Raw genomic sequence first — 25,706 nt, 5'->3', positions numbered from 1 at the left:
TCGGCATGGGAAACGGTTGTCAGTCAATTAGCGTCGCAAGCCCCCGCCGTTGTTAGACGCGGGCATGAAACGTGTCGTCAGTCAGTGCTTGAAACAGCGATGCAGGGTAGGGTGCAAAGATATGTTGCAGAATTAATCACCGTGCGACTTTAGCCAGCGTCGCACGGTGACAGGCCACTTACTGGCGATAGGATTTGAGGAAGTTACCGATCCGGCCAATCGCCTGATCCAGATCGTCGAGCCGTGGCAGGGTGACCACGCGGAAGTGGTCCGGCCATGGCCAGTTGAAGGCCGTGCCTTGTACCACCAGCAGCTTCTCCGAGAGCAGCAGGTCGAGCACGAATTTCTCGTCGTTGTGGATCGGGCAGACTTTCGGGTCGATCCGCGGGAACGCATACAGCGCGCCCATCGGCTTGACGCAGCTCACGCCCGGAATGTCGTTCAGCAGTTCCCAGGTGCGATTGCGCTGTTCCAGCAAGCGCCCTTGTGGCAGTACCAGGTCGTTGATGCTCTGATAGCCGCCCAGCGCGGTCTGGATGGCGTGCTGGCTCGGCACGTTGGCGCACAGGCGCATGTTGGCCAATATGTCGATGCCTTCGATGTAGCTCTGGGCATGATGTTTCGGACCGGAAATAGCGACCCAGCCGGAACGGAAGCCAGCCACACGATAGGACTTGGACAGACCGTTGAAGGTCAGGCACAGCAAATCCGGCGCCAGCGAGGCGGTGCAGATGTGCACTGCGTCGTCGTACAGGATCTTGTCGTAGATCTCGTCGGAGAACACCACCAGATTGTGCTGACGGGCCAGTTCCAGCATGCCCAGCAGGACTTCTTTCGAGTACACCGAGCCGGTAGGGTTGTTCGGATTGATGATCACCAGAGCCTTGGTGTTCGGGGTGATCTTGGCCTTGATGTCCGCCAGATCTGGCCACCAGTTGGCCTGTTCATCGCACAAGTAATGCACCGCGTTGCCGCCCGCCAGGCTCACTGCGGCGGTCCACAGCGGATAGTCGGGAGCCGGCACCAGCACTTCGTCGCCGTTGTTGAGCAGGGCCTGCATCGACATCACGATCAGCTCGGAAACGCCGTTGCCCAGATAGATGTCCTCGATGCCGACGCCTTCCACCTGTTTTTGCTGGTAGTACTGCATCACAGCCTTGCGAGCGCTGAACAACCCCTTGGAGTCGCTGTAGCCCTGGGCGGTCGGCAGGTTGCGGATCACGTCCTGAAGGATTTCATCCGGCGCTTCGAAACCAAAGGGCGCCGGGTTGCCGATGTTCAGCTTGAGGATGCGATGGCCTTCCTCTTCCAGGCGTTTGGCGTGCTTGAGCACTGGGCCGCGAATGTCGTAGCAGACGTTGGCGAGCTTGTTCGATTTGCTGACCTGCATGGCGATGTGTTCCCGAAAATGAACGATCCAGGCGGCGTATGAACGACCGTACTGGGAATCCTGCGTATTCACACAGGCCTGACGCCTCGAATGGCGGCACTCATAATCCGTTTGAATGCGCGTGGTCTGGCTGCCAGACTGGCGTTTGACGAGGCGCAATCATACGTGCCGCCCGATCCGTGGAAAAGGTACAGATCGGGCTTTTTCAGCTGCTGAGGTGTAACAATGGAAAAGTTGGAAAAAACCCTGGAAGAATGGCATGCAATGCTCGACCCGGAGCAGTACAACGTTTGCCGCCTCAAGGGCACCGAACGGCCGTTCTCCGGTAAGTACAACGACAGCAAGGTCGACGGTGTCTACCACTGTATCTGCTGCAACTCGCCGCTGTTCGACTCAAAGACCAAGTTCGATTCCGGCTGCGGCTGGCCGAGCTTCTACGCGCCGATCGGCGACAGCGCGATGGTCGAGATCCGTGATGTCAGCCACGGCATGATCCGCACCGAAGTGGTCTGCGCCAAATGTGATGCTCACCTGGGGCATGTGTTCCCGGACGGTCCCCCGCCAACCGGTTTGCGTTATTGCATCAACTCGGTGTGCCTGGACCTCGTTCCCCGCGAATAATCTGCATCGTTGCGCAGGGGCGCGGATGTACCTTGCTTAACGTAGATGAGGAGTGCGTGCGGGCATCTATTGATTTATTAAATTGCGCACAATTCAATTGCTCGCTATGTTTGGTCTTTGTTCTTCCACTCGGAGTTCGTGCCATGAGCGACAACCTGCTGAGCATCCCTTGCACCACCATCAAGGGCGAGCAAAAGACCTTGGCCGATTTCGCCGGCAAAGCGGTTCTGGTGGTCAACACCGCCAGCAAATGCGGGTTCACCCCGCAGTACAAAGGCCTCGAAGAGCTGTGGCAGACGTACAAGGATCAAGGCCTGGTGGTGCTTGGCTTCCCCTGCAATCAGTTCGGCAAGCAAGAGCCGGGTAACGAGGGGGCGATTTCCGAATTCTGCGAGTTGAATTACGGGGTGAGCTTCCCGCTGTTCAAGAAGATCGAAGTGAATGGTGCCGACGCCCACCCCCTGTTCGTTCAGCTGAAAAAGCGCGCACCGGGCGTTTTGGGTTCCCAAGGCATCAAGTGGAACTTCACCAAGTTCCTGATCGGCAAGGACGGCCAGTTGGTCAAGCGCTTCGCTCCGGCGACTAAACCGCAGGACCTGAGCCTCGAGATCGAAGCCCTGCTCAAATGAACGCGTTGTCCGTTGATTCGCTGAAGCTCGACAGTCAACTCTGCTTCAAGCTGTACGCCGCGTCTCGGGCGGTGATCCGAGCCTACAAGCCGATGCTCGATCAGCTGGGCCTGACCTATCCGCAATACCTGGCGATGCTGGTGCTGTGGGAATGGCAGGAGGCGGCGCCGGAGCAGCCGACGGTCAAGGCCTTGGGTGAGCGTCTGGCGCTGGATTCCGGGACCTTGACGCCACTGCTCAAACGGCTTGAGCAACTGCGGCTGGTGCAGCGTCAGCGTTCGGCGCGCGATGAACGTGAGGTGCACTTGAGCCTGTCGCCCGCCGGCAAGGCCTTGCGCGATCAGGTCGGGCCGCTCAAGGCCCGGCTGTTGTGCGATAGCGGCGTCGATCTGGATCGCCTGAATGATCTGCGCGATGGCCTCGATCACCTGCTGGGGCAAATCAAAGCGCTGTCGTAGTGGGTATCCACAAGTCGAGCAGGGCGGCCAGTTCTTCCCGGCGGAAGGGTTTGGCCAGGTAGTCACTCATGCCCGCCGCACGGCAGCGTTCGCGTTCTTCGGACATGGCGTTGGCGGTCAGGGCGACGATGGGCAACTGTGGCCAGCGCCCGCTGCGACGAATCTGCCGACTGGCTTCATAGCCATCCATCACCGGCATGTTGCAGTCCATCAGCACCAGATCGAATTCGCTCTGCTCAAGTTGATCCAGCGCTTCACCGCCGTGGGCCGCGACGCTCACCTCGCAACCGAGTTTTCCGAGCATTCCCTTGGCCACCAACTGATTGACCGGGTTGTCCTCCACCAGCAGGATGCGTCCGCGTCGCTGGAGTGAGATGGCTTCGATCCGGGCGCCGTTGATCGTGGTGAGTTCCGGCTGCAAGATCCGCCGCAATGCCTGGTAAAGCGCATTGCGCGCCAGAGGCCTAGCCTGTTGCTGCAAGGGCGCCAGGGCGTTGGCTTGCTCGCCGGGCAGGAAACTGCCGTAAGCGGTCACCAGCAGAATCGGCGCGGTGAAGCCAGGACGCAGGCCAAACAGGCATTCGGGACAGTCGGTAATCAGCACATCCGGCTCCAGACCGATCAACCGGTCATCGATGGAACGCTGCTGATAGTCGAGCCCCCAGCCGGGCAGCAGACTGCTCAACAATTCCGCCAGACCGCTGCTGGCGGCGGTGATCGCGACGATGTTGCCCCGCAGCGCTGCCGGGGAAATGGCCCGGGTATGGCAGGGTAGGGGCAGATCGGCGCAGAACTGACTGCCGAATCCCGCTTCCGAGCTGATCGTCAAACGCCCCTGCATGGCTTCGCAGAGGCTATAAGTCAGCGCCAGACCCAACCCGGTCCCACCGAATTGCCGGGTAATACCGGCACCGGCCTGGGTGAATGGCTGGAAGATTTTGACCTGCGCATCCTGGGCGATGCCGATGCCAGTGTCGCAGACTTCGATCCGTACGCCGTCTTCGAACGTGGAAAGTCGCACATCGACCCGCCCGAAACGGGTGAACTTGAGGGCGTTGGACAACAGGTTGCTGACAATCTGCCGGACCCGGGTCGGATCGCCGAGCACCAGTGCGGGAAATTGCGGGTCGATCAGGCATGCCAACTCGACACTCGGCGCGGCGTTCTGGGACAGCAGGTTGGCGGTGTCTTCGATCAGCGAACCAAGGTCGAATGGAATGTGTTCGAGTTCGAGCTGGCCGGCATCGAACTTCGACAGGTCGAGAATATCGTTGAGCAGTTCCACCAGCACTTTTCCCGAGTCATGGGCGATGGACAGCTGTTGCTGCTGCTCGGCATTGAGCGGGCCGTCCAGCGAGAGCGCGATCATCCCCAGCAGACCGTTGAGGGGCGTGCGGATTTCATGACTCATGTTGGCCAGGAACACCGAGCGCGCTTCGGCCATGTCCAGGGCAGTGCTGCGGGCGACTTCCAGTTCCTCGTTGGATTGGCTGAGGCGGGTATTGATCGCCTTGAGTTCCGCGGTGCGGGCCGAGACGATGTTTTCCAGTTGCGAGAGGTAGTCGGTCAGGCGGTTTTCGGCGTTGCGCCGCTGCTGGATTTCGGTGGCAATGTTTTCGAACTGCTGATTGGCGACCTCGACCAAGACCCCGATTTCATCGTTTTCATGCCCTGTTGGACATTCCAGCAACGTCGGTTCCGCGCTGCGCGGATCACGGCCACTGAGTTCGCGGATGACCCGCACCAGCGGTTTGGTCAGCATCACGTAAAACAGCGCCAGCAGAATACCCGTGAGAATCAGGCTGCGCGCGAAGCCGTTGAGCAGGGTCACTTCGGCCCGACGCAGGAAACGACTGCCGAAGGTGTAGGTATCGACTTCCAGGTGCAAGGTCCCGAGGGATTCGTCCGGCAAGTGGTCCAGGTAAAGGCGGTCTGCGAATTGCCGGTTGGCGCCGAACAGGAAGTCGCTGATCATCCGGTCATTGTTTTCCAGGCCAGGACGTTTGACGTTGGCCAGCACGGTATTGTTGTTGTCGGTCAATTGCGCGCCGATGATTGCCGGGGAGCGCAGCAGACCCAGGGCCAGTTCCTGAGCGAGTTCGGCATCGATGTTGTAGGCGATGCGGGACGCAGGGTTATGGCTGATTTCCAGCAACGACAGTATTTCGCGGTTGATGGAGGCGTCTTCGCTGGCATAATCGATGCCTATTTGCAGCAGGCTGAGCAGCGTGCCCAGAATGAAGCCGGCCAGTACCGTAAGCCTGGCTTGTTTGTACGACAGCCGGTGGCTGAATTTGATATCCATGGGATGTTGAACCACTTCCGTTTCCCTTCGCTGCTCAAGCATAGTCGATCATCAATGGATACCGATGTTCTCGCAAAACACCTGTAGGGGGTGTAGATGCTGTGTTTCGTCGTTGTACCGCCATCATTACCGTGAACGTGCCCGAGGAGAAGACGTGGATTCCCGATTGAATGCTTTTCTTGAACGCGCCGATGCCGTTCTGGCCCGTATCGAGCCGCTGCTTCCCGCGCCTCGGCAAGCCATCGACTGGACGCACTGCCTGGCCGCACGCTGGCAGCGCGAGGGGCGCAGCGGTTTTTTGTTGCCGCTGCAAGTCAGCCTCGACACGCGTTTGTCCGACCTGATCGGCGTTGACCGGCAACTGGAGCAATTGGGCCGCAACACCCGACAGTTCCTCGACGGCATGCCGGCCAACCACGCCTTGCTCTGGGGCTCGCGTGGCACTGGTAAATCTTCGCTGGTGCGCGCCTTGCTGTCGGAACACGCCAAAAGCGGCCTGCGGCTGATCGAGATCGAACGCGATCACTTGGCGGACTTGCCGCGCGTGGTCGAGCAGATCGCCAAGTTGCCGCAGCGCTTTGTGCTGTTCTGCGATGACCTGTCGTTCGAATCGGGTGAGGGCGATTACCGCGTGCTCAAGAGCGTGCTCGATGGTTCGCTCGAACAGGCGCCAGACAACGTTCTGCTGTACGCCACTTCCAACCGCCGTCATCTGGTGCCGGAAAAGGAAAGCGATAACGAGAACTGGAAAAGGGTCGATGGCGAACTCCATCCCAGTGAGGCGGTGGAAGACAAGATCGCGCTGTCGGATCGTTTTGGTCTGTGGCTGTCGTTCTATCCATTTACTCAGGAACATTTCCTCAACGTCGTCGAACACTGGATCGGCCAATTGGCTGACAAGGCCGGCCTTGAGTGGCAGCGTGACGAAGCGCTGGACATCCTCGCAGTGCGCTGGGCCACGGGCCGGGGCAATCGCAACGGACGTTGCGCGTATCAATTTGCCCGCTATTGGGTCGGGCTGAAGCTGTTGGAGCACAGGGCATGATCGATTTACAAAAGAGCGGCCAGGGCCTGGAGGGCTACGGCATGCTATGGGCACAGCTGGAATCACTGCTGGCAGACGAGCGTGATTTTATCGCCAACGCCGCACAATTTTCGGCGTTTTTGTTCAACCAGCTCGATGACCTGAACTGGGCCGGTTTCTACCTTAATCGCAACGAAGAACTGGTGCTTGGCCCGTTTCAGGGGCAGATCGCCTGTGTACGAATTCCATTCGGTCGCGGTGTGTGCGGGGCGGCAGCGGCCACCTTGCAGACTCAACGGGTCGAAGATGTACATGCGTTCCCCGGGCACATCGCGTGCGACAGTGCCTCGAACAGCGAACTGGTAGTGCCGCTGGTCAAGGACGGTCGACTGATCGGTGTGCTGGACCTCGACAGCCCGAAACTCGCACGTTTTACCGCTGACGATCAGGCCGGTATCGAACAACTGGCGGCGATTTTCCTGCGTCTGACCGACTGCTGATCAGGCCATCAAGCCGGCCTTGATCAGCAGGCTTGACGGGTCGACCGCATCAATCTGTCGTGGGTCGAGAAAACGGTTGGCGTACTGCAAGTAGACTTCGTCGTTGATGAACAGCCCGAACAACTCAGCGTCAATGTGGGCGTCACGGCACATGGTGGCCATGATGCCCAGCGCTTCGTTCAAGGACTTGGCTTTCTTGTAGGGGCGATCGGCGGCGGTCAGCGCTTCGAAAATATCGGCTATCGCCATCATCCGCGCCGGCAAGCTCATGTCTTCGCGTTTCAACCGTTTGGGATAACCGGTGCCGTCCATTTTCTCGTGGTGGCCGCCGGCGATCTCCGCGATGTTATTGAGGTGGCCGGGGAAGGGCAGGTGATTGAGCATCAGAATCGTCTGCACCATGTGATGATTGATGATGTAACGCTCCTCGCGGGTCAGGGTGCCTCGGGTGATGCTCAGGTTGTAGAGCTCGCCCCGGTTGTACTTGTAGCGCGGCACGTCGAGCTTGAACCCCCACGGATTATCGGCCGGGATCAGTTCGCTGTCGGCGCGTTCGAGCAAGTGTTCGGGTTTATCCGCCAGCAGCGGCTCGCTGACCGGCAGGGTCGGCGTCGGGGTCCGGGCCTGGCGACGGTTCTCTTCCCACGAAACCCCCAGTCGATCATCCAGGGTTCGGGTCCAGGTGCGTTGGGCGATGGTGTTCAGGCGTTGCAGATCGGCCTCGGCCATGGCCTCGCTGCCGAGATTGCAGCGGGCGATGAACGCGAAATCATCATCCAGCGCCGCCAGGTTCGCATTGCGCAATTGCGCCAGATGCTGTTCGTCTCCTCCCTGGGCGATGGCCTGCCAATAGTTGATCCAGGCATCACGCTTGAGCACTTCGAAACGGGTGCGGATTTCGTGGATGCGGTCGTACAGGGTTTCAAGCTTCGTGGCTTTGTCGACCACGTATTCAGGCGTGGTGATCTTGCCGCAATCATGCAGCCAGGCGGCGATGTGCAGGGTTTCCCACTCATCTTCTGTGGGCTGATAGCTGCTGAAAGCCGGGTCCTGACTGGCTGCGGCCGCCTGCGCCAGCATCAGCGTCAGTACCGGCACCCGCTGGCAGTGCCCGCCGGTATAGGGACTCTTGGCATCGATCGCGCCAGCCAGCAGTTGAATAAAAGAGTCCAGCAACTGTTTCTGTTTGGCTTGCAGGCGCTGACTTTCGATACTCACTGCGGCGGCACCGGAAACCGCCTGGAGAAACGCGATGCGGTCCGGGCGAAGTTTTTCCAGGTCGTCCTGCGTGCCGCTGTCGGCCAGCAGCAGGATCAGCAGCCCGACTGTTTCGTTATGACGATTGTGCAGCCGGATACCGATCAGATGAACCCGTGGGCACTCCAGTGCTAGCAAAACCTTCTGCAAATCCCCCGCCTCTTCAAAACCCAGGCTGGTGACGACATTGTTGGTGCTCGACAATTTCTGCATCCATTGAGGGCTCTGCAGATCCTGAGGCGTGTGTCCTTGAATGGCGAATGACGGCAATGCCTGTGAGCCGCCATTGATGACTAGCGCATGAGGCTCCACGCGATCGTCATCACTTTCCCGCAGGTAGAGTAGACCGGCCTGGGCCTGGCCGATCTTCACGGTTTCAAACAGCACCCGTTGCAGCAGCGGGGCGAAACGGGTCTCGGCGCTCAGGCTGTCGGTGATCTGGAAAAAACTCGCCAAGGTGTCTTTCATGCGCGCCATCGACACGCTCAATTGGTCGACTTCAAGCACCGGCGAGCGACGGGAGGACGGAAAATTGAAATCGAAACTGCGAATTGCATCGGCTTCCTGCACGAGGGCGCGTAAGGGTTTGACCAGGATTCTCGAGGTCAGCCAACCCATCGGCAGGCACAACAGCAGCGTCGCCAGGGTAATCAACGCGCCTTGCCAGCGCATGCGGTAGGCATCGACGAGCAATTCGTCCTCCGGCACCAGTAGTGCCAGTTGCAGTCCCTGCGGGCCACCCTCCTGGATGCTGCTGCGCGCCACGATCCATTGACGACCTGCGGCGTTCAATCGATTGACCTCGGCGGGGCTGGTGAGCAGCGCCGCGAGTGTGGGGCTCAGGTCTGCGGCTTTGGTCAACCGCGCCGTCTGGTCGTCGACAATCAGTTTGCTACTGTCGGGGTAGGCGATGGCATTACCCTCGGCATCGAACAGCACAATTTCGGTACTGGGGGTCACCACATGTTCGGCCAGGGTCGCCGACAGTTCAGCCAGCGTAAGGTCGGCCCCGATCACCGCATGCTTGCCACTGCTCCGGGCCAGTGTGGTGCCGACATTGTGGGTGGAGAAAAAAAGGTAGGGCTCGGTGGTGATCTGATCACGGTTGCCGCGGGCGCTGGAGAACCAGGCGCGGGCACGAGGATCGTAGGTTTCGTCGGGGTTGTCCTGATGACTGATGAGGGCCAGGTTCTGATCGAAAAACAATGATTGGGAGCGGATCTGGCCGCTGCTTGAGTGTTCGATGCTCCATACCTGGTACGCCGCCGTGTCGGGTGCCTTGACCAGTGCTTTCAGGGCTCCGGTCGGCAAAGGACGAACCATGAAGAAGTCGCCATTGCTGTAACCCAGATATAACGAGGCCAGATCGGGGTTGTCCTTGAGTGATTGGCTGAAGGGCTTGAGCAACGCCAGGCGCTTTTCAAGGTCGGGCGCCTGGGTCGCCGGAATATCCGCCAGCAGGCTCAGCAGATGGCGAATCGGCTGATAGGTGCGATGCAGGTCCAGACGGACATCCTGCTCGATGCGGTTGAAGAGTTTTTCGCTGCTGGAAAGAATGATCTGGGTGGTTTGCCGATAGTTGAAAATGCCCAGTACCACCCCGGTCAGTAACAACAGGAAGGTGAACATCACGCTGATATGGATGTGCAGAGGGAACCGGCGTTGATCCGGGCGCAGTGGGCTGGGCATTGCAGCTTTCTCCATGATGATTAACACACTGCTCAGCCTCCAAGCATAGTTAATGCTCCTGCATTGTGCTTTTGTCATGGCGTGCCATCTGTTGTTGCAACGCCTGCTCGAGTTCGAGCATGGCGCGCTCCATGGATTTGCTGCAATCGGCCACTTCATCGTGGTGGAACCTGTTGTTGCAGGCCTGTTCAAGCGCCTCGCAGCTGTCGATCAGTCGGGAGGCCTGGACGATTCGGGCCGCGCCCTTGATTTTGTGGGCAATGTCGAGGAATGACTGCCGGTCCTTTGACTCGGATAACGCCAGCAGCGCTTTGCGGTCCAGGCGGTTGCTGTTCAGCAGTTCGGTCAACAATCGCTGGTTCAGTGTCGGGTTGCCACCGGTCAACAGGTGCAGCCCCTCCAGGCTGAAGGCCGGCTCGCGGACCCTCGGCGTGATGCCTTCGACCCATTGGCTCAAGGCCGTCAGGCTGAGGGGCTTGAACAGGCAATCGTCCATCCCGGCCAGTTTGCAGCGCTGTCTTTCCTCCGGCTGCGCGTTGGCGGTGAAACCCAAAACGGTACAGGGAGGGCGCTGCAGTTGCTGTTCATATTGGCGAATGGCACGGACCAGCTCATATCCATTCATGATCGGCATGTTGCAATCTGCAATCACCAAATCGAATGGCTGATTCTTCCATGCCTCGAACCCCTCCTCGCCATCCGCAGCGACGTTGAATCGATGCCCCAGAAACTCCAGTTGCTGGCACATGAGCAAGCGATTGGCCGGGTGATCGTCGACCACCAGCACGTTCAAGGGGGCCGCGCTCGGGTGGATTCGCGGCTCGGCAGGTTCCGGCATCCGTTCCGTTGGCAGGGTGGCCAGGCTCAGTGAAACCCGAACCTGTGTGCCGACTCCCGGCTGACTGTTCAGTTGCAGGCTGCCGCCCATCCTTTCGCATAGATTGCGGCTGATCACCAGGCCAAGCCCCGCGCCGCCTCTGGCTGACTGGCTGGAGTTATGGGCCTGGACGAAAGGCTCGAACAACCGCTGTTGATCCTGCTCGCTGATTCCTGCACCACTGTCTTCAACCAGCAATTGCAGGTCAACTCGCTCGGGCTCGTCGGTCGGCTGCAACTCTACGCTGATCCTGACTTGGCCCTGTTGCGTAAACTTGATGGCATTGCTGATCAGATTGGACAGCACCTGCTTGAAGCGCATCGGGTCCAACAGGACATCAGTCGTCGGTTTAGCAGGGCTGAACTCCAGTTGCAGCCCGAGATTTTTCTGCCGGGCCAGCCCGTCGAAAATCCGCACCACCGAGGCGACGGTTTCAGCCAGATTGACGCGCTCCGGGCTCAGGCTCAGACGCCCGGATTCGATACGCGCAATATCGAGAATGTCCCCGATCAGTTCCAGCAGGTCTTTCGCCGAGTGGTACGCGACGTCGATGGCTGGTCGATCCGGATGACGGTGATCGATACGCTTGAGTGTCAGTTCAAGCATGCCGATGATTGCATTCATGGGCGTGCGGATCTCATGGCTCATGGTCGCCAGAAAGGTGCTTTTAGCTCGGTTGGCTTCATCGGCGCGCTCTTTCGCTGCCCGCAACTCATCAAACAGTTGCCGCCGTTCGCTGATGTCAATCCAGCCGCCAATGATGCCTTGCACGTCACCGCTCGAGTCGCGATAGGGAAGAATCCAGTGATAGATCGTCAGCTTGCGGTCGTCGATGTGCAACGGACGGTCGAAAATCAGCGGCGTACCCTCGGCCATGACGCGCTGGTAGTCCGCCTGATATTCCCGTGCTTCGAAGGCGTTGCTGAAGCAGCCCTGCGTGACGCCTTTACCGATGATGTCTTCGCGTTTCGCGCAGAAGGTTTCCAGGTAACTGTCGTTGCAGCTTTGCTGCAACCCCTGGCGATCACGGACATAAATGGGATGAGGTGTGCCATTGACCAGTGATCGCATAAATTCCAGTTGATCGTTCAATGCGCGTTCGGCCGCCTGACGCTGTTTTATCTGACGTCTCATATAGGCGTTCCAGGCAACGGATATCAGCAGTAAAACACCAGCGCCTGTAACGATCTGATAGAACACTCGGTGATAGTTGCGCCAAGTATTCTGCGAGGGCGTCGAATAGCCACGCCAGCGGTTGTTAATGATGCCCAGTTTCTCCGGTGCAATGCTCAGCAGCGCCTTGTCGAGGATGGCATTCAATTCTTTGGCGTCGCGCCCGGTCGCCAGGGAAAACGCTGCCTGTCGGGTGCCGATGGTGGTGCTGATCTGAAGTGTCTGTTCGAAGATCCGCGATGAGATGAAGTAGTTGGCGATCACCAGTGAGTTCACCGCACCTTCTGCCTGGCCCCCGGCGAGCAACTCCACGGCGCTGAACGTGTCCGGAGTTTCAACCAGATTGATCCGCGGAAACTCGCTACGCAGGTAATCCACCAGTGGATTGCCTTGGGCGATGGCCAGGCGTTTGTCCTGCAATTGCGTGAGATTTGTCGGGCTGTCGGCCGCTTTGCGCGTCAGCAGCACAAAGGAGTTTTCCAGATAGGGGCGGCTGAAATTCAACGTCGTTTCACGTTGGATGCTGGGGAGCAGGGCGGCGATCAGGTCAGCCTGATGGTTAGCGATCTGCTCGATCATCTCGTCATCGCTTCGGCTGCGCTGGATTTCGAAACGCAAACCGGTGCGCAATCTGATTAGCTCGAGCAGATCAGCCGTGACACCTCGAAAGTTGCCGTCGCTGTCGAAAAACGACAACGGCGCAAACGCTTCATTAACCACGACACGCACAACCGGATGTTGTGCCAGCCAGCGTTCTTCACGGTGGCTGAGTTGCAGTTTGTGATCGGTGAGAAGAATGTCGCTGCCGGCACTCCAGCGTTTGGCAATGTTTTCTCGCTCGCTGGTGGGGATGGTCTTGAGTACCACGTTGATGATTGCGAGCAGATTCGGGTTGTCCTTCTGCACGGCAAAGCTGAAACCATGGGCTTCGTGTTTACCGAAGTTGGCCATGCGGATGTTGTTCAGATACCCCTTGTTGATCATGTAGTGGGTTGAAATGGTGTCGCCGAGAAAAACGTCGGCCTGGTCGAAGGCAACCGCATTGATCGCATTCTGGTAGGACGGATAGGAGGTAATGATGGCCTTCGGATACAGCGCCCTTACCTCATCCAGAGGCAGATAGTGATACACCATGCTGAGCCGCATGCCGGCAAGTCCATCGGTCAGCGATCTGGTTTCTCCTTCTCGTGTCACCAGTACGGGTTGATCCACCGCATAAGGCATGGATAAGGCAATGTCAGCGTTGTCGGCTTCGAACCCATTGGCGGTGCCGAGCATGTCGACCTGGCCTTTTTCCAGCGCCTCGATCGCGGCCCCCCGGGATGCGAAACGCTGCACCTTGATCGGCAACCCTATGGCCTTGCCGAGGATACCAGCGTAATCGGCGGTCAAACCTTCATAGTCGTGGCCGCTGAGGGTCAGGTCGAAAGGAGGATAATCCGGGGCCGATGTACCCAGGATCAATTCACGTTTGTCTTTAACCCATTGTCGTTGTGAGGTATCCAGTTGGACTTCCATGTGCCCGGCCGTCGAGCGACTGAGCAGGGAGTAATGCTCGCCGGCTGTCTTGGCCGCGAGTAATGAGGTGCTCAGGCATAAACCCGCGGCCATGAGTATTAGATGATCCTTCAAGCGGCTGGGCATCCTGTTTCTCACACTAACGCGTTACGTTTTGCCATATCGATGAGTTCAACCAGGGATTTGGCTTTGAGTTTCTGCATGAGTCTTTTTTTATAAGTACTGACCGTTTTGTTGCTGAGAAACATGCCCTTGGCAATTTCTTTGTTGGTGCGACCTTGGGCGAAAAGTTGTAATACCATCAGCTCTCGATCGTTGACAGATTTAAACAATTCCAGGTCGGACCAGCGCGCGTCGTCACGACGAACAGGGTTCAAGGCTTGACTGGGAAAGTAGTTGTAACCTGATAAGACCGCTTTGATCGCACTCATCAGTTCACTGAGGTCTTCCTGCTTGCAGACATAGCCCGATGCACCGGACTGCATGCAGCGAATACCAAAAAGTGTTGGGCACTGTGCAGTTAATACCAGTGTTTTTAAGGGTGTACTCATGGCGTTGAAACGGGAAAGAACTTCCAGCCCATCCAGTTTGGGAATGCTGATGTCGAGGATGATCAGGTCAGGCATGCATTCGCGAACCATCTGCATTGCATCGACCCCATTGTCAGTTTCGCCGACGACTTTGTAACCTTCATGTTCCAGCAGCATTCGAACGGCAAGGCGGATAACAGGGTGATCGTCGACAATAAAAACGGAGTTCATAATCAAATCCCATACGTGCACAAATAAAGCGCGCACCTTAGCTCAGATAGTTGAGGCGCCGCATGAACTGAGGGGGCTGTAGCAGCAATACAGGAAAAGTCCTACAACCGAAGAGGAATCGGACTACGTATCAACTAGGTTTTGCATGAGGAAGGGCAAAAGTTTTGAGGGGTAATCAAGAGATTAAAAATATTGAGTTAGAGCTGTGGGTCTTTATTCTTGTCATGGCTTTAGTGCGTTTGGGTTTTTGCGTTTTTATGATGAGGCCAAGGTCAACAAGTTTCTGAAGTCTGATTGTTTCAATGGTTTGATCAAGTAACCGAGCAAGGGCAGTCCATGTTCGTGGGCCATTATTTTAAGTTGGTCCAGTTCGACGGATGTCAGGCTGCTCAAAAGTATTGCCTGCCTGATCATCCCCCGGCGACTGGCGTATTCGATCAAGTCGAGGCCTGGAAGGTCAGGCAGGCATTGGTCGCACAAAAGAATATCGAACGGTTGCGCAGCCTTGAGCATTTGTTGCAAGGCGGCTTCGGCACTGTCAGTGGCAGTCAATTGGGTGAAGCCATACAACGAGAATCATTAGATTTTGAATCGAGGGGCGTGATTTAGAGCTGTTGGAAGGGTGGTTGGATCATTAATTTGAAATAAAAAACCAATAGATCCTGAATTTTCAAGGTCTTGGTCCATTTAATTGTGAATTTATTTTATGATAATATTTTCAGGGTGTTGTACGTACTTTAACTTAAAGCTAGTTTCAACATGAGCAGTTGGGAGGCTCGGTTCGTGCTTCGCACAAAATATTAAGCTGCGCAAAGACGAACGATAGCCCTTCGACTGAACTGTTTCAAAGCGTATAGGCCATTAATACTATCTAACATTTGGCTGGAGTGGCCTTAGAGAGTGGGCAGGGGGAGCGCGCTGGAAAGCTTTCTCAACTCAATGCCAGTGAGATTGCGCGTTTACTGTGGGCTGAATTGCTAAAAAAAGGGGGTAGACCCCAATGGCAGGCATTGGAATATGATTGGTCTAGCGAGTTTCAGATTGCAAAAGGACGTCAGATAGATTGTATAAAGACATTTTGGGGCAGTAAGCAGGGTTGTTCGAGTCAATTGGTATAATAAAGCCGTTTTTTATCAAACTGCGGAAGCTATAAGTGGAAAGGTGCGCATGGGAGATTACTGCACATGCGGGAACGTAAAGCATAAGTTGGCGTTCGATCTCCTTCCATATAATGGAATGGTAAAATTTTTGTGTGCCAATGATAACTGGTTTAGTAGCATTGATATGTTCAAATCTTCTCCCGAGAAGGTTGCAATCAATGTTGAGATGTTTTGCCAGTTCCACATTGGTTTTGAACTGGTCGCGCCAGTGAACAAGAATATTCATCGCCGTTTCTGGCTGCGCAAAAGTTTTGGTCTGGGCGTTGTAAAGTGAGTTGAGTTCCTCGATGATTTTCTTATCCAAGATTGTGTATAAGGTACGTCGTTCGATGTTGAGGACGTCCGCAAAGTGCCAGGCAGAAGTCGGACCTCTGGCCAATGTTCTAATGTGTTTTGGCTTGTTTGCGCGTATTTTCAACAGTTTTTGTATATCACCAGTTATATTCTGTCGCTGATAGACGTAGGGCAAGTCAGCAATGTTTGGGTCGCCAGATGATGCTGAGATTCCTGCGTGTTTTAATATAGCGCGTATTGTGAATATGTTTAGTGAGTATGTCCGTGACAGGAAGTTTTCTGTTATATAATGCTGAGCGAAATGATCCAATGCGTCTTTGCTAATTAGAATACTATCTCTTTTTCCAAAAATGATTCCGTCATGAAAGTATCCGGAGTCTATGAGCTTCCTAATTTTTGTAGCTGAAAGACGGTGGGTGAGTTGGATCTCTTCAATGCTTTCAAACTCTTCTCTTAAGTGTGTCTCCGGGATCGGAACCCTAGTCCTTTCTTCAATACTGTTTTTGATCGATCTACAAATATTATTACGTTTGTAAAATACTCTGTCAGAAATGGTGATTTTTTCAAATTTATGATTTGTGATAATCGATCGAGTTGCTTCTCTATTCGTTTGCAATACGGAACACAGTTCGTTAAAAGTAAAGGCGATCGCACCGCAGCAGTTACTTTCTGAGCAACCGTATTGATTGGTTGATCGCAGCGTTGATACAAAATTATTGGCAGTGTCACGGATCCACTGATCTCGACTAAGCATCCATGGCGATAATATAGTCTTAGGGCTAAGGTTGGGATGATTTTTGATTTTGGTAGCAATATAAAAATGAAAATAATTTTTATGCTTTTCTGCGATATTGGTGGCGAGAATCAGCTCGTTATCTATTTTTTTCGAGGTTAATAGCGGATATTTAAGGCAATCGATGGCGGCAAAAAAACGATCTGTTGCATCCTGATCGCCAGAAATAAATAAATTTAGAAAGTTTAGCGGGCCGACATCGTCAGAGTGAACAGTGTCGGCGAGGCGTAAATCATAGTGGCACCTACAATAGGGGCCATTGACGGATGACCAGTCATATTTTTTTCCGCACGCCGGGCAGCTATTAAGGTACTCCACCTGGTGATAGGGGCACACCTTTATAAACTCAATATCTTGAATGAATCTCCAGTACCCGTCTTGAAGACACAGAGGGCAAAAATGAGCTCTAAATCGACATGCGCTTGATGGTACTGTCATCCCAGCAATATTTATACGATGCGTTGCTTTGAGTTGCAACGATTGGAAATAAAAAATATCGTACTCTGAATAGGGGTTATCGTTATTTTTTAGGAAAAAATTACTGAGTTGCTGATCGTTAAATAGATTGTTAAATCCAATATATACGTTGTGTCCGATGGATCGTGCGAAAGACCTAGCGTTGCTATAGCCATTGTGAAACGCAGCTCTTGAGAATAAACTGGAAGGGCTTTCGTTGTGATAAGGTTTCGGCCAAAATATAAGATTAAGCATTTTCAAGTTCTTCAATTTTTTGTTTGATTAGCGACCACGGCAACTTAAAAGGATTGATATATTTAAGATCCGGGGCCATTTTATTGAGTTTGTCTGCCGCGTAGATGCAGTCGCTAGGAATAACCGTATGATCACCGCGGGTTGCCGCGGCAAGCATGATCTCAAGCAGAATGGTTCTGAGTTCTCGCATGTTTCCGTGAGTATGAAGATAGAAGGCCCCTGAAATTTGACTGTCTGTTATATGCAGTGGGGTGGTAAATTCGCCGAAACGATTCATTTCCAAGTTTAGCTTGGAAAGTATGGATACAAATATTTCATCGTATTTAATATTGTGCAATCGGGCGCGGTACGGGTAGCGCCCGTCCAATTCTTCATATTGGTTAATCAATGATTCTGCTTTGGATTTGCCGGAAAGAATAATTGGTATACCCGTAGTGTTGGCAATATACTTGATCCATTTACAGACGTTTTTCCAGGTTTTTTCGGCGCCGCGATTAAGGAGGTCGTGAATATCATCGATAATAATCAATCGGGTTTCACAAGTAATCAGCAACCGAAAGAGTCTATTTTGATGTGTTGAGAGTTTGCCAGTTTCAGGGGCGTCACCGAGTTGTTTCAGCATCTCGATGCATAGATCATTTATCGAGTAGGTTGCTGGTACTGCGCAGTCAAAGGCATGAACTTGTTTCGTGCATCCGGTATCACAGTAAATCGTTTGTTTCCCGCCAACGATATTAATCATATGTGCACATGCGGTGCTTTTCCCGGTGCCGGATTCACCGATCAACAGCGTTGAACAAGGTTCGCCTCGAAGATACGTAGCGTCCATTCCGTGAAGCATAGTCTCAATTGCAGTAGAATATTGGGGGTGCATGACTATAGTTTTTTTAAATTCTAATATCTTCATTTGCATAGCAGTGGATAAAATCATGGTGTCACCTATGGAAGAATATAGGTCGGGAATTCGTCTAATTGTGTTGGGGCGATTTCGTTGACAAATGTTAATGGCAGTTGAGCAGCGCTTGTGGTTTCTATTTGTGCATTTGCTGCTTGTTTATATGTCTTTGATATTCCTAATCTTTCTGCTGCTTGTAGCAGTTTTTTATCTTGTCGACTTGGATTGCGTGATTTTGATTTTGCGTTGAATTTGATTTCCCATATCATGTCGTAGATTTCCAGGAGGGCTTGGCGTGCCAAGTTTGCGTCAAATTTCTTTTCGTCTAATTTCAGTTGTTTCTGTACAAGTTCATGTGCATACAGTGTCAGGTTGTTTTGATAGAGAGGTGCGGTTGCATAGGCTTCGAACAGTTCGGTAGGTTTGTCTGGGTGAGCCACCCAAACAGTTGAAAGGTCAGTAATATCAAGATAAACCGTTGCTTTTTGTTTTGCGCTTAATCGGGTAGCTATGTCTGGTAGAGCGGGACCGGTCCAGGAGAGATTCGCATGTTGAACTCGGCCGTTATTTATGCGTTTATGTAACGGTAGTCGGAAAAGACCGTTGAGTGCTGCTGACGTATAGCGCTCAGGTGGCAATTGATTGCGTAGCGCGGAAGCCCATGCTTCGTTTGGTGACGTGCGAATTGTCTGGTGGTATTCGTTGTGGTAGACGCCATAAACAAAGCGATCAAAAATCTGAACAAGTTCACTAAGCTGAAAACAGGCACCGTTTTCAGAGCTGTAAAAATTTCCAATGACGGGATTAGACCCTGTGGAACCCTCCATCGCGTGAGTGAGTTGAGTGTTAAGTGTGCCAAAGAAACGCTCGACTATTGCTTTAGCATTAGGCGTACCAGGAGGTGCGTAGTGGATATTGATACAAAGTAAATGTCCGACATTTTGGACTGAGCCGTTGGCGGCCTCTGCGCCATTATCAACGGTGATTTCCACCGTTCGACCACCGTAACGCGATTCGTCTTCAGATGTTAATGCCATGCGAAGTGATTTTAGAAATTTTTCAGCACATGGGGGCGTGAGCGAGAGTTCGTATCCGATGATGTAACGTGTGGACACTTCTACTAAGACATGTAACCAAGGGCGCCCGAGAATTCTACCTATATGGTCAACAATCAGAATGTCCATTTCATGTGAGTCGCCTTGGACGAGTCTCAACAATACATTCGAGGGGGTTTGTTTTGTACTGTAGTTATTGCTTTTCTCCGCTTGCTTTCGGCCAAGCTGTTTAATGTCTTTGTAATATTCATTGATGCGTTTAATGTGTCTTTTGACAGTGGATGTCGATGGTACGTCAATTTTTATCGTCGAATAGGCACTGCGGGCATCATTCTCGTTGTCGATATACGCGTGAATAAGCTTCTGCAGTGTTTTTATGGTTGGGTGTTTGGGTTGCAAATAAAATTTATGGATGAAGTCTGATATTATTGTGTCTGTCTCTGAGCTAAGTTTTTTTCCTCGAGCTCGACGGCTGGGAGCTTTGATCAGCGACGCTAGACTAAAATTGGACTCACGGTAAATTCGACACCACGTATAAAGGGAAGTGTAACAAGGCGGTTTGTCGTTGTTATAAAGCTTCGCCAGGCGCGCTGCTTCTATTTTAACCTCACTCTTTGGTAATGGCCCTTGAAAATATTCATTAAGACCTCTGACATAATAAATTTTTCGTTGTGCCGCCATCTGCTGTTTTGTTGAAAGGCACTGCAGGCAAATTTCATAGGACTGGTCGATGAGGGCCGACGCATGCAGTCGGATTTCGCCCTTCAAGGCTAAAGCGTTAAATAATTCTGGGCTGAAGAATAGTGGGTGTTTACTCTGTACTGAGCGGAGCGAGATTCGAGTTGTTTCGACCGTGATTACTTCATATACCTTTCCATAAAGATTGTATTGGCTGCCGGGGTGAATTATGGGGTAGGTATCCATGACTACACTCATGTTTGAGTTTTATGCCGTGGAAATGGAGATATTCCGTATGTTTCAATGCGCCGATTAAGCAGCGATTTATACTTTAATAAACTTTTAAGGCTCTTGAATCTTCGGTTTGAATAACGGCGTGTTCAAGGTGAGTGTGTTACGGAGATCAAAATTTAGCTGTTGATCAAATATAGCGGAGCATATTGCCCTTAATGATGGGTGTGATTCGTGCGAAAGCAGGAGTGAGATCGAGAGCGGCCCCGTCCATGTGCAGAGACAACTCATGAGTTGCCGTAGCTCATAGTCTGTGACCCGGTGCGAACGCGAGTATAGGAGTGCGAGATTATCTAGGGTACCATCCTTAGCAAACTCAGCCAGGTTGAATGTTTCAAAGCCATAGCCCAACATGGCCGCCGCAGTTGCGAAACTGTCTAATACGGAGTGATAGTGGCTGGAAAGTTCTGACAGGCTTCCCTTTAACTCAATAAAGTAAGCATGGCCGTCATCGCATTTAACGAAAAAGTCTGGCGTATATTGACAAGATTTTTTGGTGGAGTCATACCTGTAACTGACGGGTTGTATGTAATATTGAGTGACGTGGTGTTGATACTCCAAAAGCCAACACATATAGGCTTCGTTGTGACTCTCGCAGATGAGTTGGACGTGATTTTTTCTCGATGGAAAGTAGACCAACGATTTGCCGAAGCGTTTTTTACGTACGTCGCGTGCAGGGGCGGCATGCGAAGGCCGCCAGTTTCGATCAAACATGATGACCACCCTCTGGTTTCATGATGAAGCGATGACCGTATTAAGTTGTTTCGCGTTATCGTCGCGTGTTTTCTGTAGTAAATGTCCTCTAAGAGCTTGGGCGTTTTTCCATCCCTTGTTGACTGTTGAGAAGCGGGTCTCGATAGCTAAAATTTTTAAGGATTCAACAAATACTAAACACTCGTCCTTCTAGAAAAATAAAAATTGGTTTAAATGCCTCTCATTTGAATGGCGATGAAATGATATTTGATCTTAAATGACGGCCCTTTATTGGTGGCTGATGGTAATGATTGCTTTTGCTTGATGAGGGTAAATGTACGCCTGGTTCATTCTTTTTTCTACTGGTAAACGATGATTGTTACAATTTTCAAAAATATCAATAAATAGAACGAGTTATATTGCTTCGTGTGTAAGTTATTTACCTTAGTTGGTAAAAGTTTACCTTGGTTGGTAAATGCTTTGCGGTGCCAGTGATCAGTGTTCGTTTTCACGCGTGCCAAAAAGTGTTGACACTTCGGATGGTGGTGATGGCACCAATCGGCTGGCGTTTGCGGACCGGTCTGGAGAGTGGCTTGGCGCAGTGCTCATGCTGTAAAGGTAAGCTGACGTGAGTTTGCGCCTGGGGCGCCATTCCTTAGCGACCATTGATTGACCATTGATGTGTTTCGCTTAGATCAACCGACGACTCGATGTATCGGACTAGCACCGCGTTCGGTTGGGAGTATTACTGGACGTGATTTATTGCAGGAGTCTGTTTCGCCGCTTCCCGCTTTGAAAGTTAAAGGGCTTCGTTCAGATAAGCTAGACACTGAATTTACTACTCCCGCTATAGTTGGCTGGTTAGTCACAGGCTTGGTTTAATTTAGCTGTGTTCAGTATTTTTGTACTTGTCCCACTTTTCATTATATGTTTCATTCGCTTTTTTGAAGGGGGTTCGTATATCTGAGATAGATGGTTTTACTTCAGGGGATGGTGTGTTGGTCTTATGTGTTCTGAAGAAGATGGATATGTAAACCGATTTTAGATCTAGGTGTGTCGTAATCTGCGAGCTCGCACTTAGTTGGTAAGTTTATGCTTAATTGAAGATGTTGCTTGGCTGCGTTCGATAAGGCGGCTAGTTAATTTTTTTGTCTTTTTAACGCCGCTTTTAACTTCATAGCAGTTTTATTGTTTGTATAGCAGTCGCTGCATGTTTAAGCGTCGTTCCTCCCTTTATATCTGCTGAGCCGTTTGCTTTCGCGGGCCCGCTCACCTTACGTATTCGCGAGCAAGAGCTGCACTAATACCAAGTCAGTTGCTTATGGGGCATCGCTAGCGCTGGTTTTTGCAAAATTCCAAGTGCCACATGTTATTGCCGGTGATTTGGCGAGTCCTTCGGAGCATTCAACCACCTGTGCGACTGCTTATGGCAGCAGTAGCCAAGCGCTAGCATTAGGCCACCAACCTTGTTTGATTTTTTACCTCAAGGGGTATTGATGTCTTTATGCCATACACAATACTTTTTTGAACTGTAGTACGTTGCATGTAATTACAGTGTACAAAGTTTGTGATCGAACGCTAGTTTGTAAGGCTTGTTGATGCGGGATAATCTAAAGTTACCCAAGGTGATGACCGTTTATCGGGAAAATAGTCGAAAATTCGGTATCATTTTACGGGTGACCAGCGATTATTCAGGGCGTAGACCCTCGCGGTCATTCGCCGCAATGACGGCTTCACTTATAACCTATTGTTAACCTCCAAGAAGTTTTGATGCCGATTGGACGTTTAATACTCCAACATCGGCCAATGCTTGGTTACATACAATAATACGACACCTTGCAAAAGTATGCCGCTGTCTTTCCGCTGCGCAGTAAATAGATGGTCGACGGATGCATAAGCCGCCCGCCCTCACGGTGTTTGCGTGCCTGTGAAGTGGCCTTTTTCGTCGTTTAGTGCCGGCTTCGAGCTGAAGGGAAACCCGAATGCGTCATTCGCGGAGGTGGTCGAGCTTGAGCTGGGCCAGACCCGAAGGCGGCCTCGACGGTTAAATGGCTGAGGAGGGGCCTGGCAAGAGCGTTCACTCTGGCGACCATCTTCGACGTCGTCATCCTGGCGCTTGTTGCCGCATGTACGGCTGCGACCCTCCCGCGGGCGTACACAGGATTCCGGTGGTTTCATTGGCCTCCCGCTTGAAGTATGTTGGACTTCGCTGCCGCATTCACTTTAACGACAGCCAGCTGATAACGATTGGCCGGATGTTGGTGTACGGTCTTGCTCATCGCGGCGATCCATTCGCTACGGGTGTCCGAAGATGTCTGATCAGCCTCTGAGATACGGTAGTTACCAATGGTTTGAAGAAACCGCAGAGGAGCTTCCGCTTAACTCGAGCGAGATCGAGGTCCGCCTGGCCATCGCCGAGTTTGTAATTCGGCGGGTTGCCGGGGCACCCGCCGGGGAAGAAATTTTCAATGGGTTGTTACCGCTTTTTGAGAATCGATATCCCCAGCACAAACTGCTTTCGCATTATTTGCTCAGCCCTGGCTACTTGGCCCCAGACGCCGAGGATGTTGAGCCAGAGGGGGAAGAAACGACTTTGGGATTTGGCGCACTCGATGAGCGGCTGATCAATAACCTGCGCCATCGCGATGAAAGCCTGGAGCCATCCGGCCCGCTGGCGGGACTAGGTACGGATCTCCCGTCTGGCAACACTCGTCGTCGAAAACCGAAAGTCAGCAGTCCTGACAGTGACAAAAGCGGATCGACAGACGATGACCTCTTGTCTCCGGCTGTGTTGAAGGGGTAGATCACTCCCCCCGTTATCGTATTTCGCGGGACACAGCTCGCTTCCGATCTTCACTCTGGCGTCATCATTAACGCGAGGGTCAGCTTGATGAATTCTTCATTTCGGTCGATCGCCACCAGGGCGCCGCGTACGTTATCCGCGACTTCTACCGCACCACGCTGCTCTACCCAGTTTGAAAGTTCTAGGATGGCTGCTTCCAAGGCGAGTTGGTTTTCATTGAGCTTGGACAACAGGGACGGCAGCAGGTCTGAGGTGGGCATGGTGTTTCCTCCGTGAAGGGCAAAGCGTAGCAGGGCGTGGCGGCCTTCGATGCAATTAGCTGCCAGTTGCTACTTGTGGAAAGCAACTGAGGCTGGGAGGGGTAGCATGACAGTCATAGAGCAAGCTGTAGACGCACTGCAAAAGGCCAGGAAGGTGGTCTTTTTCACCGGTGCTGGCATCTCCGCCGATAGCGGCATTCCCACGTACCGCGAAAAACTGTCTGGAATCTGGACAGGATCCGATCCAAGGGATTTGGAGACGGCCAAGGCCTTTCGGGAGAACCCCGCCTTGGTCTGGGGATGGTATCTGTGGCGGCGGCTTCGCGTTGCTCAAGCAGAGCCCAATGCCGCACATCGTGCAATACCTCGCCTAGCTAACTCCCAGCGCCAGGTGTCTGTTATCACCCAGAATATTGACGACCTCCATGAGCGAGCCGGCTCGTTCAATGTGGTGCATTTGCATGGCAGTTTGGCAATGCCCAAATGCTTCGCCTGCCACCGGCCTGCGGTTGTGTCACCCGATCAATCAGCAGTGCCGGATGAGGGCGCCCTGATCGAGCCGCCTAGGTGTCAGCGTTGTAACGGCAAAATGCGTCCTGCGGTGGTCTGGTACGGTGAGGATTTGCCGCCCCAAGCTTGGAAGGCCGCAGTGCAGTTGGTGAAGGATTGCGATCTGCTGGTCTCAGTCGGCACCTCCGGAATCGTTATGCCTGCCGCAGGCCTTCCCGACCTTGCATTGGCGTCGGGAGCTTCGGTCATTCATGTGAACAAGGTCGACGTTGCAATGGGTGAACCGAGGGAGTTCATGCTGATGGGGGCTGCCGCTGAAGTACTGTCGATGCTGCTCGAAAGGATAGAGACGGGTAAGATCAGGAAGCTTGAGCCTTGAAGCCACGTTTCGAACACGCGTTCCTGATCTGCCCATTAGACCGCTACAGGCGGCCGCTTACGGCGCAGGTTTATAGGGAATTATAGAGCGATTATAGAGCGATTATAGGTGACCGAATTTGGTCGCCTTGTCTTGGACTGACGACCTCAACGTGTGGAGGCTTAAATGACGATGCCATTTGAACGGAGCAGGTCCGTCGCACAAACTCATGCTTTCTTGACGGAACTTGCTCGCGACACAGAAGTGCCCGAACGCGTTAGACAAAACGCTCACTTCCTTTTACGCCACTTTCCCACTAAGCATGATGTGCTCCAGGCTGGCCGAATTGAAGAGCAAGCAAAAAAATTAGGGATAGGTGTATTTGGCCCCGTTTTTTGCTCCTCAACTGAAGACTGGTAGCAGCTCATCACGACAGGCAACTTCCGACCCACGCTGTGTGAAAACGTCTGAAACTGCTCAATCTTTTGATCGTTTAGATCATGGTGGGGACGCTTATGAGTAAGGGGCCGGCGAACACACCTTCCGAACTCCAGCATTAAGGGCGATGGTGTCCGCGTTTTTTTAAGCGGACGCGATCGCCCTTAACGTCAGGATTTCCATGCGCCAACGAAGCTCTTACCCGAAACAGTTCAAAGCCCAGGTTGTTCAGGAATGTCTGCAACCGGGCGCAACACTATCCAGCGTTGCCATCAGCCACGGCATTAATGCCAACGTTATCCGCAAGTGGCTACCGCTTTATCGAGATCAGCTACCAGCGGCGTTGCCGGCTTTCGTTCCGTTGAAAGCTACGCCTAAACGGCAGGTGGAAGCGTTGGCGACCATTGAGCTGCCGCTTGGTGAGCAATCGATCACAGTGAAATGGCCAGCGTCCGATCCTGAAGGTTGCGCCTGCTTTGTCCGTGGACTGTAACCGTCCGCCAAAGTCACCTACCCGATCCCCGCGATAAGGGCGATGTTCTCCACTTAAAAATACGTGGACACT

General features: G+C 53.1%; 18 protein-coding genes and 1 pseudogene. 9 read left to right on the top strand and 10 right to left on the bottom strand.

Annotation, left to right across the window (positions count from 1 at the left end):
- Positions 1-178: 178 nt before the first annotated feature.
- The gene (locus ACZ3HH_RS06110; protein ID WP_030132315.1) at positions 179-1,390 is read right to left on the bottom strand and encodes a pyridoxal phosphate-dependent aminotransferase; all 1,212 of its coding nucleotides are present in this window, start codon (positions 1,388-1,390) and stop codon (positions 179-181) included.
- Positions 1,391-1,615: 225 nt separating this feature from the next.
- On the opposite strand from ACZ3HH_RS06110, the gene msrB reads away from it, so the two are divergent.
- From msrB to ACZ3HH_RS06095, 3 genes are all read left to right on the top strand, one after another.
- Complete coding sequence (gene msrB, locus ACZ3HH_RS06105; RefSeq protein WP_465803431.1) at positions 1,616-2,011, top strand: peptide-methionine (R)-S-oxide reductase MsrB; 396 nt, start codon at positions 1,616-1,618, stop codon at positions 2,009-2,011.
- 143 nt (positions 2,012-2,154) lie between these two features.
- Entirely contained in the window at positions 2,155-2,640 is a 486-nt protein-coding gene (locus tag ACZ3HH_RS06100; protein WP_465803429.1) for a glutathione peroxidase, read from the top strand.
- On the top strand, positions 2,637-3,098 hold the full coding sequence (locus ACZ3HH_RS06095) for a MarR family winged helix-turn-helix transcriptional regulator (RefSeq protein WP_465803428.1): 462 nt from the start codon (positions 2,637-2,639) through the stop codon (positions 3,096-3,098). Before ACZ3HH_RS06100 ends, ACZ3HH_RS06095 begins: the two co-directional genes overlap by 4 nt.
- Here ACZ3HH_RS06095 and ACZ3HH_RS06090 read toward each other — a convergent pair.
- On the bottom strand, positions 3,082-5,403 hold the full coding sequence (locus ACZ3HH_RS06090) for a hybrid sensor histidine kinase/response regulator (protein WP_465803427.1): 2,322 nt from the start codon (positions 5,401-5,403) through the stop codon (positions 3,082-3,084). The genes ACZ3HH_RS06095 and ACZ3HH_RS06090 overlap by 17 nt on opposite strands.
- Before the next feature lie 154 nt (positions 5,404-5,557).
- Here ACZ3HH_RS06090 and ACZ3HH_RS06085 point away from each other — a divergent pair, with 154 nt between their 5' ends.
- Positions 5,558-6,448, top strand: a complete 891-nt coding sequence (locus ACZ3HH_RS06085) for an ATP-binding protein (RefSeq protein WP_465803426.1) — start codon at positions 5,558-5,560, stop codon at positions 6,446-6,448.
- Entirely contained in the window at positions 6,445-6,927 is a 483-nt protein-coding gene (locus ACZ3HH_RS06080) for a GAF domain-containing protein (RefSeq protein WP_007940023.1), read from the top strand. Before ACZ3HH_RS06085 ends, ACZ3HH_RS06080 begins: the two co-directional genes overlap by 4 nt.
- Here the strand turns inward: ACZ3HH_RS06080 and ACZ3HH_RS06075 are convergent, their stop codons facing one another.
- The 7 genes and pseudogenes from ACZ3HH_RS06075 to ACZ3HH_RS06045 all read right to left on the bottom strand — a co-directional run bounded on the left by ACZ3HH_RS06075 (position 6,928) and on the right by ACZ3HH_RS06045 (position 20,034).
- Complete coding sequence (locus tag ACZ3HH_RS06075; RefSeq protein ID WP_465803424.1) at positions 6,928-9,873, bottom strand: HD domain-containing phosphohydrolase; 2,946 nt, start codon at positions 9,871-9,873, stop codon at positions 6,928-6,930.
- A gap of 49 nt (positions 9,874-9,922) precedes the next feature.
- Positions 9,923-13,567, bottom strand: a complete 3,645-nt coding sequence (locus ACZ3HH_RS06070) for a transporter substrate-binding domain-containing protein (protein ID WP_465803422.1) — start codon at positions 13,565-13,567, stop codon at positions 9,923-9,925.
- Positions 13,568-13,575: 8 nt separating this feature from the next.
- A complete protein-coding gene (locus tag ACZ3HH_RS06065) occupies positions 13,576-14,202 on the bottom strand; it encodes a response regulator (RefSeq protein ID WP_367372443.1) in 627 nt (208 codons plus the stop codon).
- A 255-nt stretch (positions 14,203-14,457) separates the two neighbouring features.
- Positions 14,458-14,769, bottom strand: a pseudogene (locus ACZ3HH_RS06060) (response regulator); the annotation flags it as partial.
- A 459-nt stretch (positions 14,770-15,228) separates the two neighbouring features.
- The gene (locus tag ACZ3HH_RS06055; RefSeq protein WP_465803420.1) at positions 15,229-17,160 is read right to left on the bottom strand and encodes a TniQ family protein; all 1,932 of its coding nucleotides are present in this window, start codon (positions 17,158-17,160) and stop codon (positions 15,229-15,231) included.
- Positions 17,153-18,091 carry a TniB family NTP-binding protein gene (locus ACZ3HH_RS06050; protein ID WP_465803419.1) on the bottom strand — a complete coding sequence of 313 codons (939 nt, stop codon included), beginning with the start codon at positions 18,089-18,091 and terminating at the stop codon, positions 17,153-17,155. Before ACZ3HH_RS06050 ends, ACZ3HH_RS06055 begins: the two co-directional genes overlap by 8 nt.
- Before the next feature lie 8 nt (positions 18,092-18,099).
- The gene (locus tag ACZ3HH_RS06045) at positions 18,100-20,034 is read right to left on the bottom strand and encodes a hypothetical protein (RefSeq protein WP_465803418.1); all 1,935 of its coding nucleotides are present in this window, start codon (positions 20,032-20,034) and stop codon (positions 18,100-18,102) included.
- Between the two features lie 3,049 nt (positions 20,035-23,083).
- Here ACZ3HH_RS06045 and ACZ3HH_RS06040 point away from each other — a divergent pair.
- The gene (locus ACZ3HH_RS06040) at positions 23,084-23,575 is read left to right on the top strand and encodes a hypothetical protein (protein WP_465803416.1); all 492 of its coding nucleotides are present in this window, start codon (positions 23,084-23,086) and stop codon (positions 23,573-23,575) included.
- Between the two features lie 50 nt (positions 23,576-23,625).
- Here the strand turns inward: ACZ3HH_RS06040 and ACZ3HH_RS06035 are convergent, their stop codons facing one another.
- A complete protein-coding gene (locus ACZ3HH_RS06035) occupies positions 23,626-23,835 on the bottom strand; it encodes a hypothetical protein (protein WP_465803415.1) in 210 nt (69 codons plus the stop codon).
- Positions 23,836-23,941: 106 nt separating this feature from the next.
- Between ACZ3HH_RS06035 and ACZ3HH_RS06030 the strand changes: the two genes are divergently transcribed.
- The 3 genes from ACZ3HH_RS06030 (at position 23,942) to tnpA (ending at position 25,634) form a co-directional block, all read left to right on the top strand.
- Positions 23,942-24,724 (top strand): SIR2 family NAD-dependent protein deacylase, encoded by a 783-nt coding sequence (locus ACZ3HH_RS06030; protein WP_465803413.1) that lies wholly within the window; start codon positions 23,942-23,944, stop codon positions 24,722-24,724.
- Between the two features lie 165 nt (positions 24,725-24,889).
- Positions 24,890-25,123: a BPSL0761 family protein gene (locus ACZ3HH_RS06025; RefSeq protein ID WP_465803412.1), complete on the top strand. Its 234-nt coding sequence runs from the start codon at positions 24,890-24,892 to the stop codon at positions 25,121-25,123.
- A gap of 199 nt (positions 25,124-25,322) precedes the next feature.
- Positions 25,323-25,634, top strand: a complete 312-nt coding sequence (gene tnpA / locus ACZ3HH_RS06020; protein WP_465803410.1) for an IS66-like element accessory protein TnpA — start codon at positions 25,323-25,325, stop codon at positions 25,632-25,634.
- Positions 25,635-25,706: the final 72 nt, after the last annotated feature.

Source organism: Pseudomonas sp. PME37.24/025 (assembly GCF_055556615.1).
The sequence above is the reverse complement of the archived record's forward strand: the minus strand, read 5'-3'. Positions and strand labels throughout refer to the sequence as shown.

Excerpts from the sequence above, each read along its gene's own strand:
- ACZ3HH_RS06030 (WP_465803413.1), top strand. The coding sequence starts at position 23,942 with ATGACAGTCATAGAGCAAGCTGTAGACGCACTGCAAAAGGCCAGGAAG.
- ACZ3HH_RS06070 (WP_465803422.1), bottom strand. The coding sequence starts at position 13,567 with ATGCCCAGCCGCTTGAAGGATCATCTAATACTCATGGCCGCGGGTTTA.
- ACZ3HH_RS06080 (WP_007940023.1), top strand. The coding sequence starts at position 6,445 with ATGATCGATTTACAAAAGAGCGGCCAGGGCCTGGAGGGCTACGGCATG.
- ACZ3HH_RS06050 (WP_465803419.1), bottom strand. The coding sequence starts at position 18,091 with ATGATTTTATCCACTGCTATGCAAATGAAGATATTAGAATTTAAAAAA.
- ACZ3HH_RS06040 (WP_465803416.1), top strand. The coding sequence starts at position 23,084 with ATGTCTGATCAGCCTCTGAGATACGGTAGTTACCAATGGTTTGAAGAA.
- ACZ3HH_RS06055 (WP_465803420.1), bottom strand. The coding sequence starts at position 17,160 with ATGCTTAATCTTATATTTTGGCCGAAACCTTATCACAACGAAAGCCCT.
- ACZ3HH_RS06110 (WP_030132315.1), bottom strand. The coding sequence starts at position 1,390 with ATGCAGGTCAGCAAATCGAACAAGCTCGCCAACGTCTGCTACGACATT.
- ACZ3HH_RS06100 (WP_465803429.1), top strand. The coding sequence starts at position 2,155 with ATGAGCGACAACCTGCTGAGCATCCCTTGCACCACCATCAAGGGCGAG.
- msrB (WP_465803431.1), top strand. The coding sequence starts at position 1,616 with ATGGAAAAGTTGGAAAAAACCCTGGAAGAATGGCATGCAATGCTCGAC.
- tnpA (WP_465803410.1), top strand. The coding sequence starts at position 25,323 with ATGCGCCAACGAAGCTCTTACCCGAAACAGTTCAAAGCCCAGGTTGTT.
- ACZ3HH_RS06045 (WP_465803418.1), bottom strand. The coding sequence starts at position 20,034 with ATGGATACCTACCCCATAATTCACCCCGGCAGCCAATACAATCTTTAT.
- ACZ3HH_RS06035 (WP_465803415.1), bottom strand. The coding sequence starts at position 23,835 with ATGCCCACCTCAGACCTGCTGCCGTCCCTGTTGTCCAAGCTCAATGAA.
- ACZ3HH_RS06065 (WP_367372443.1), bottom strand. The coding sequence starts at position 14,202 with ATGAACTCCGTTTTTATTGTCGACGATCACCCTGTTATCCGCCTTGCC.
- ACZ3HH_RS06075 (WP_465803424.1), bottom strand. The coding sequence starts at position 9,873 with ATGCCCAGCCCACTGCGCCCGGATCAACGCCGGTTCCCTCTGCACATC.
- ACZ3HH_RS06025 (WP_465803412.1), top strand. The coding sequence starts at position 24,890 with ATGACGATGCCATTTGAACGGAGCAGGTCCGTCGCACAAACTCATGCT.
- ACZ3HH_RS06090 (WP_465803427.1), bottom strand. The coding sequence starts at position 5,403 with ATGGATATCAAATTCAGCCACCGGCTGTCGTACAAACAAGCCAGGCTT.
- ACZ3HH_RS06095 (WP_465803428.1), top strand. The coding sequence starts at position 2,637 with ATGAACGCGTTGTCCGTTGATTCGCTGAAGCTCGACAGTCAACTCTGC.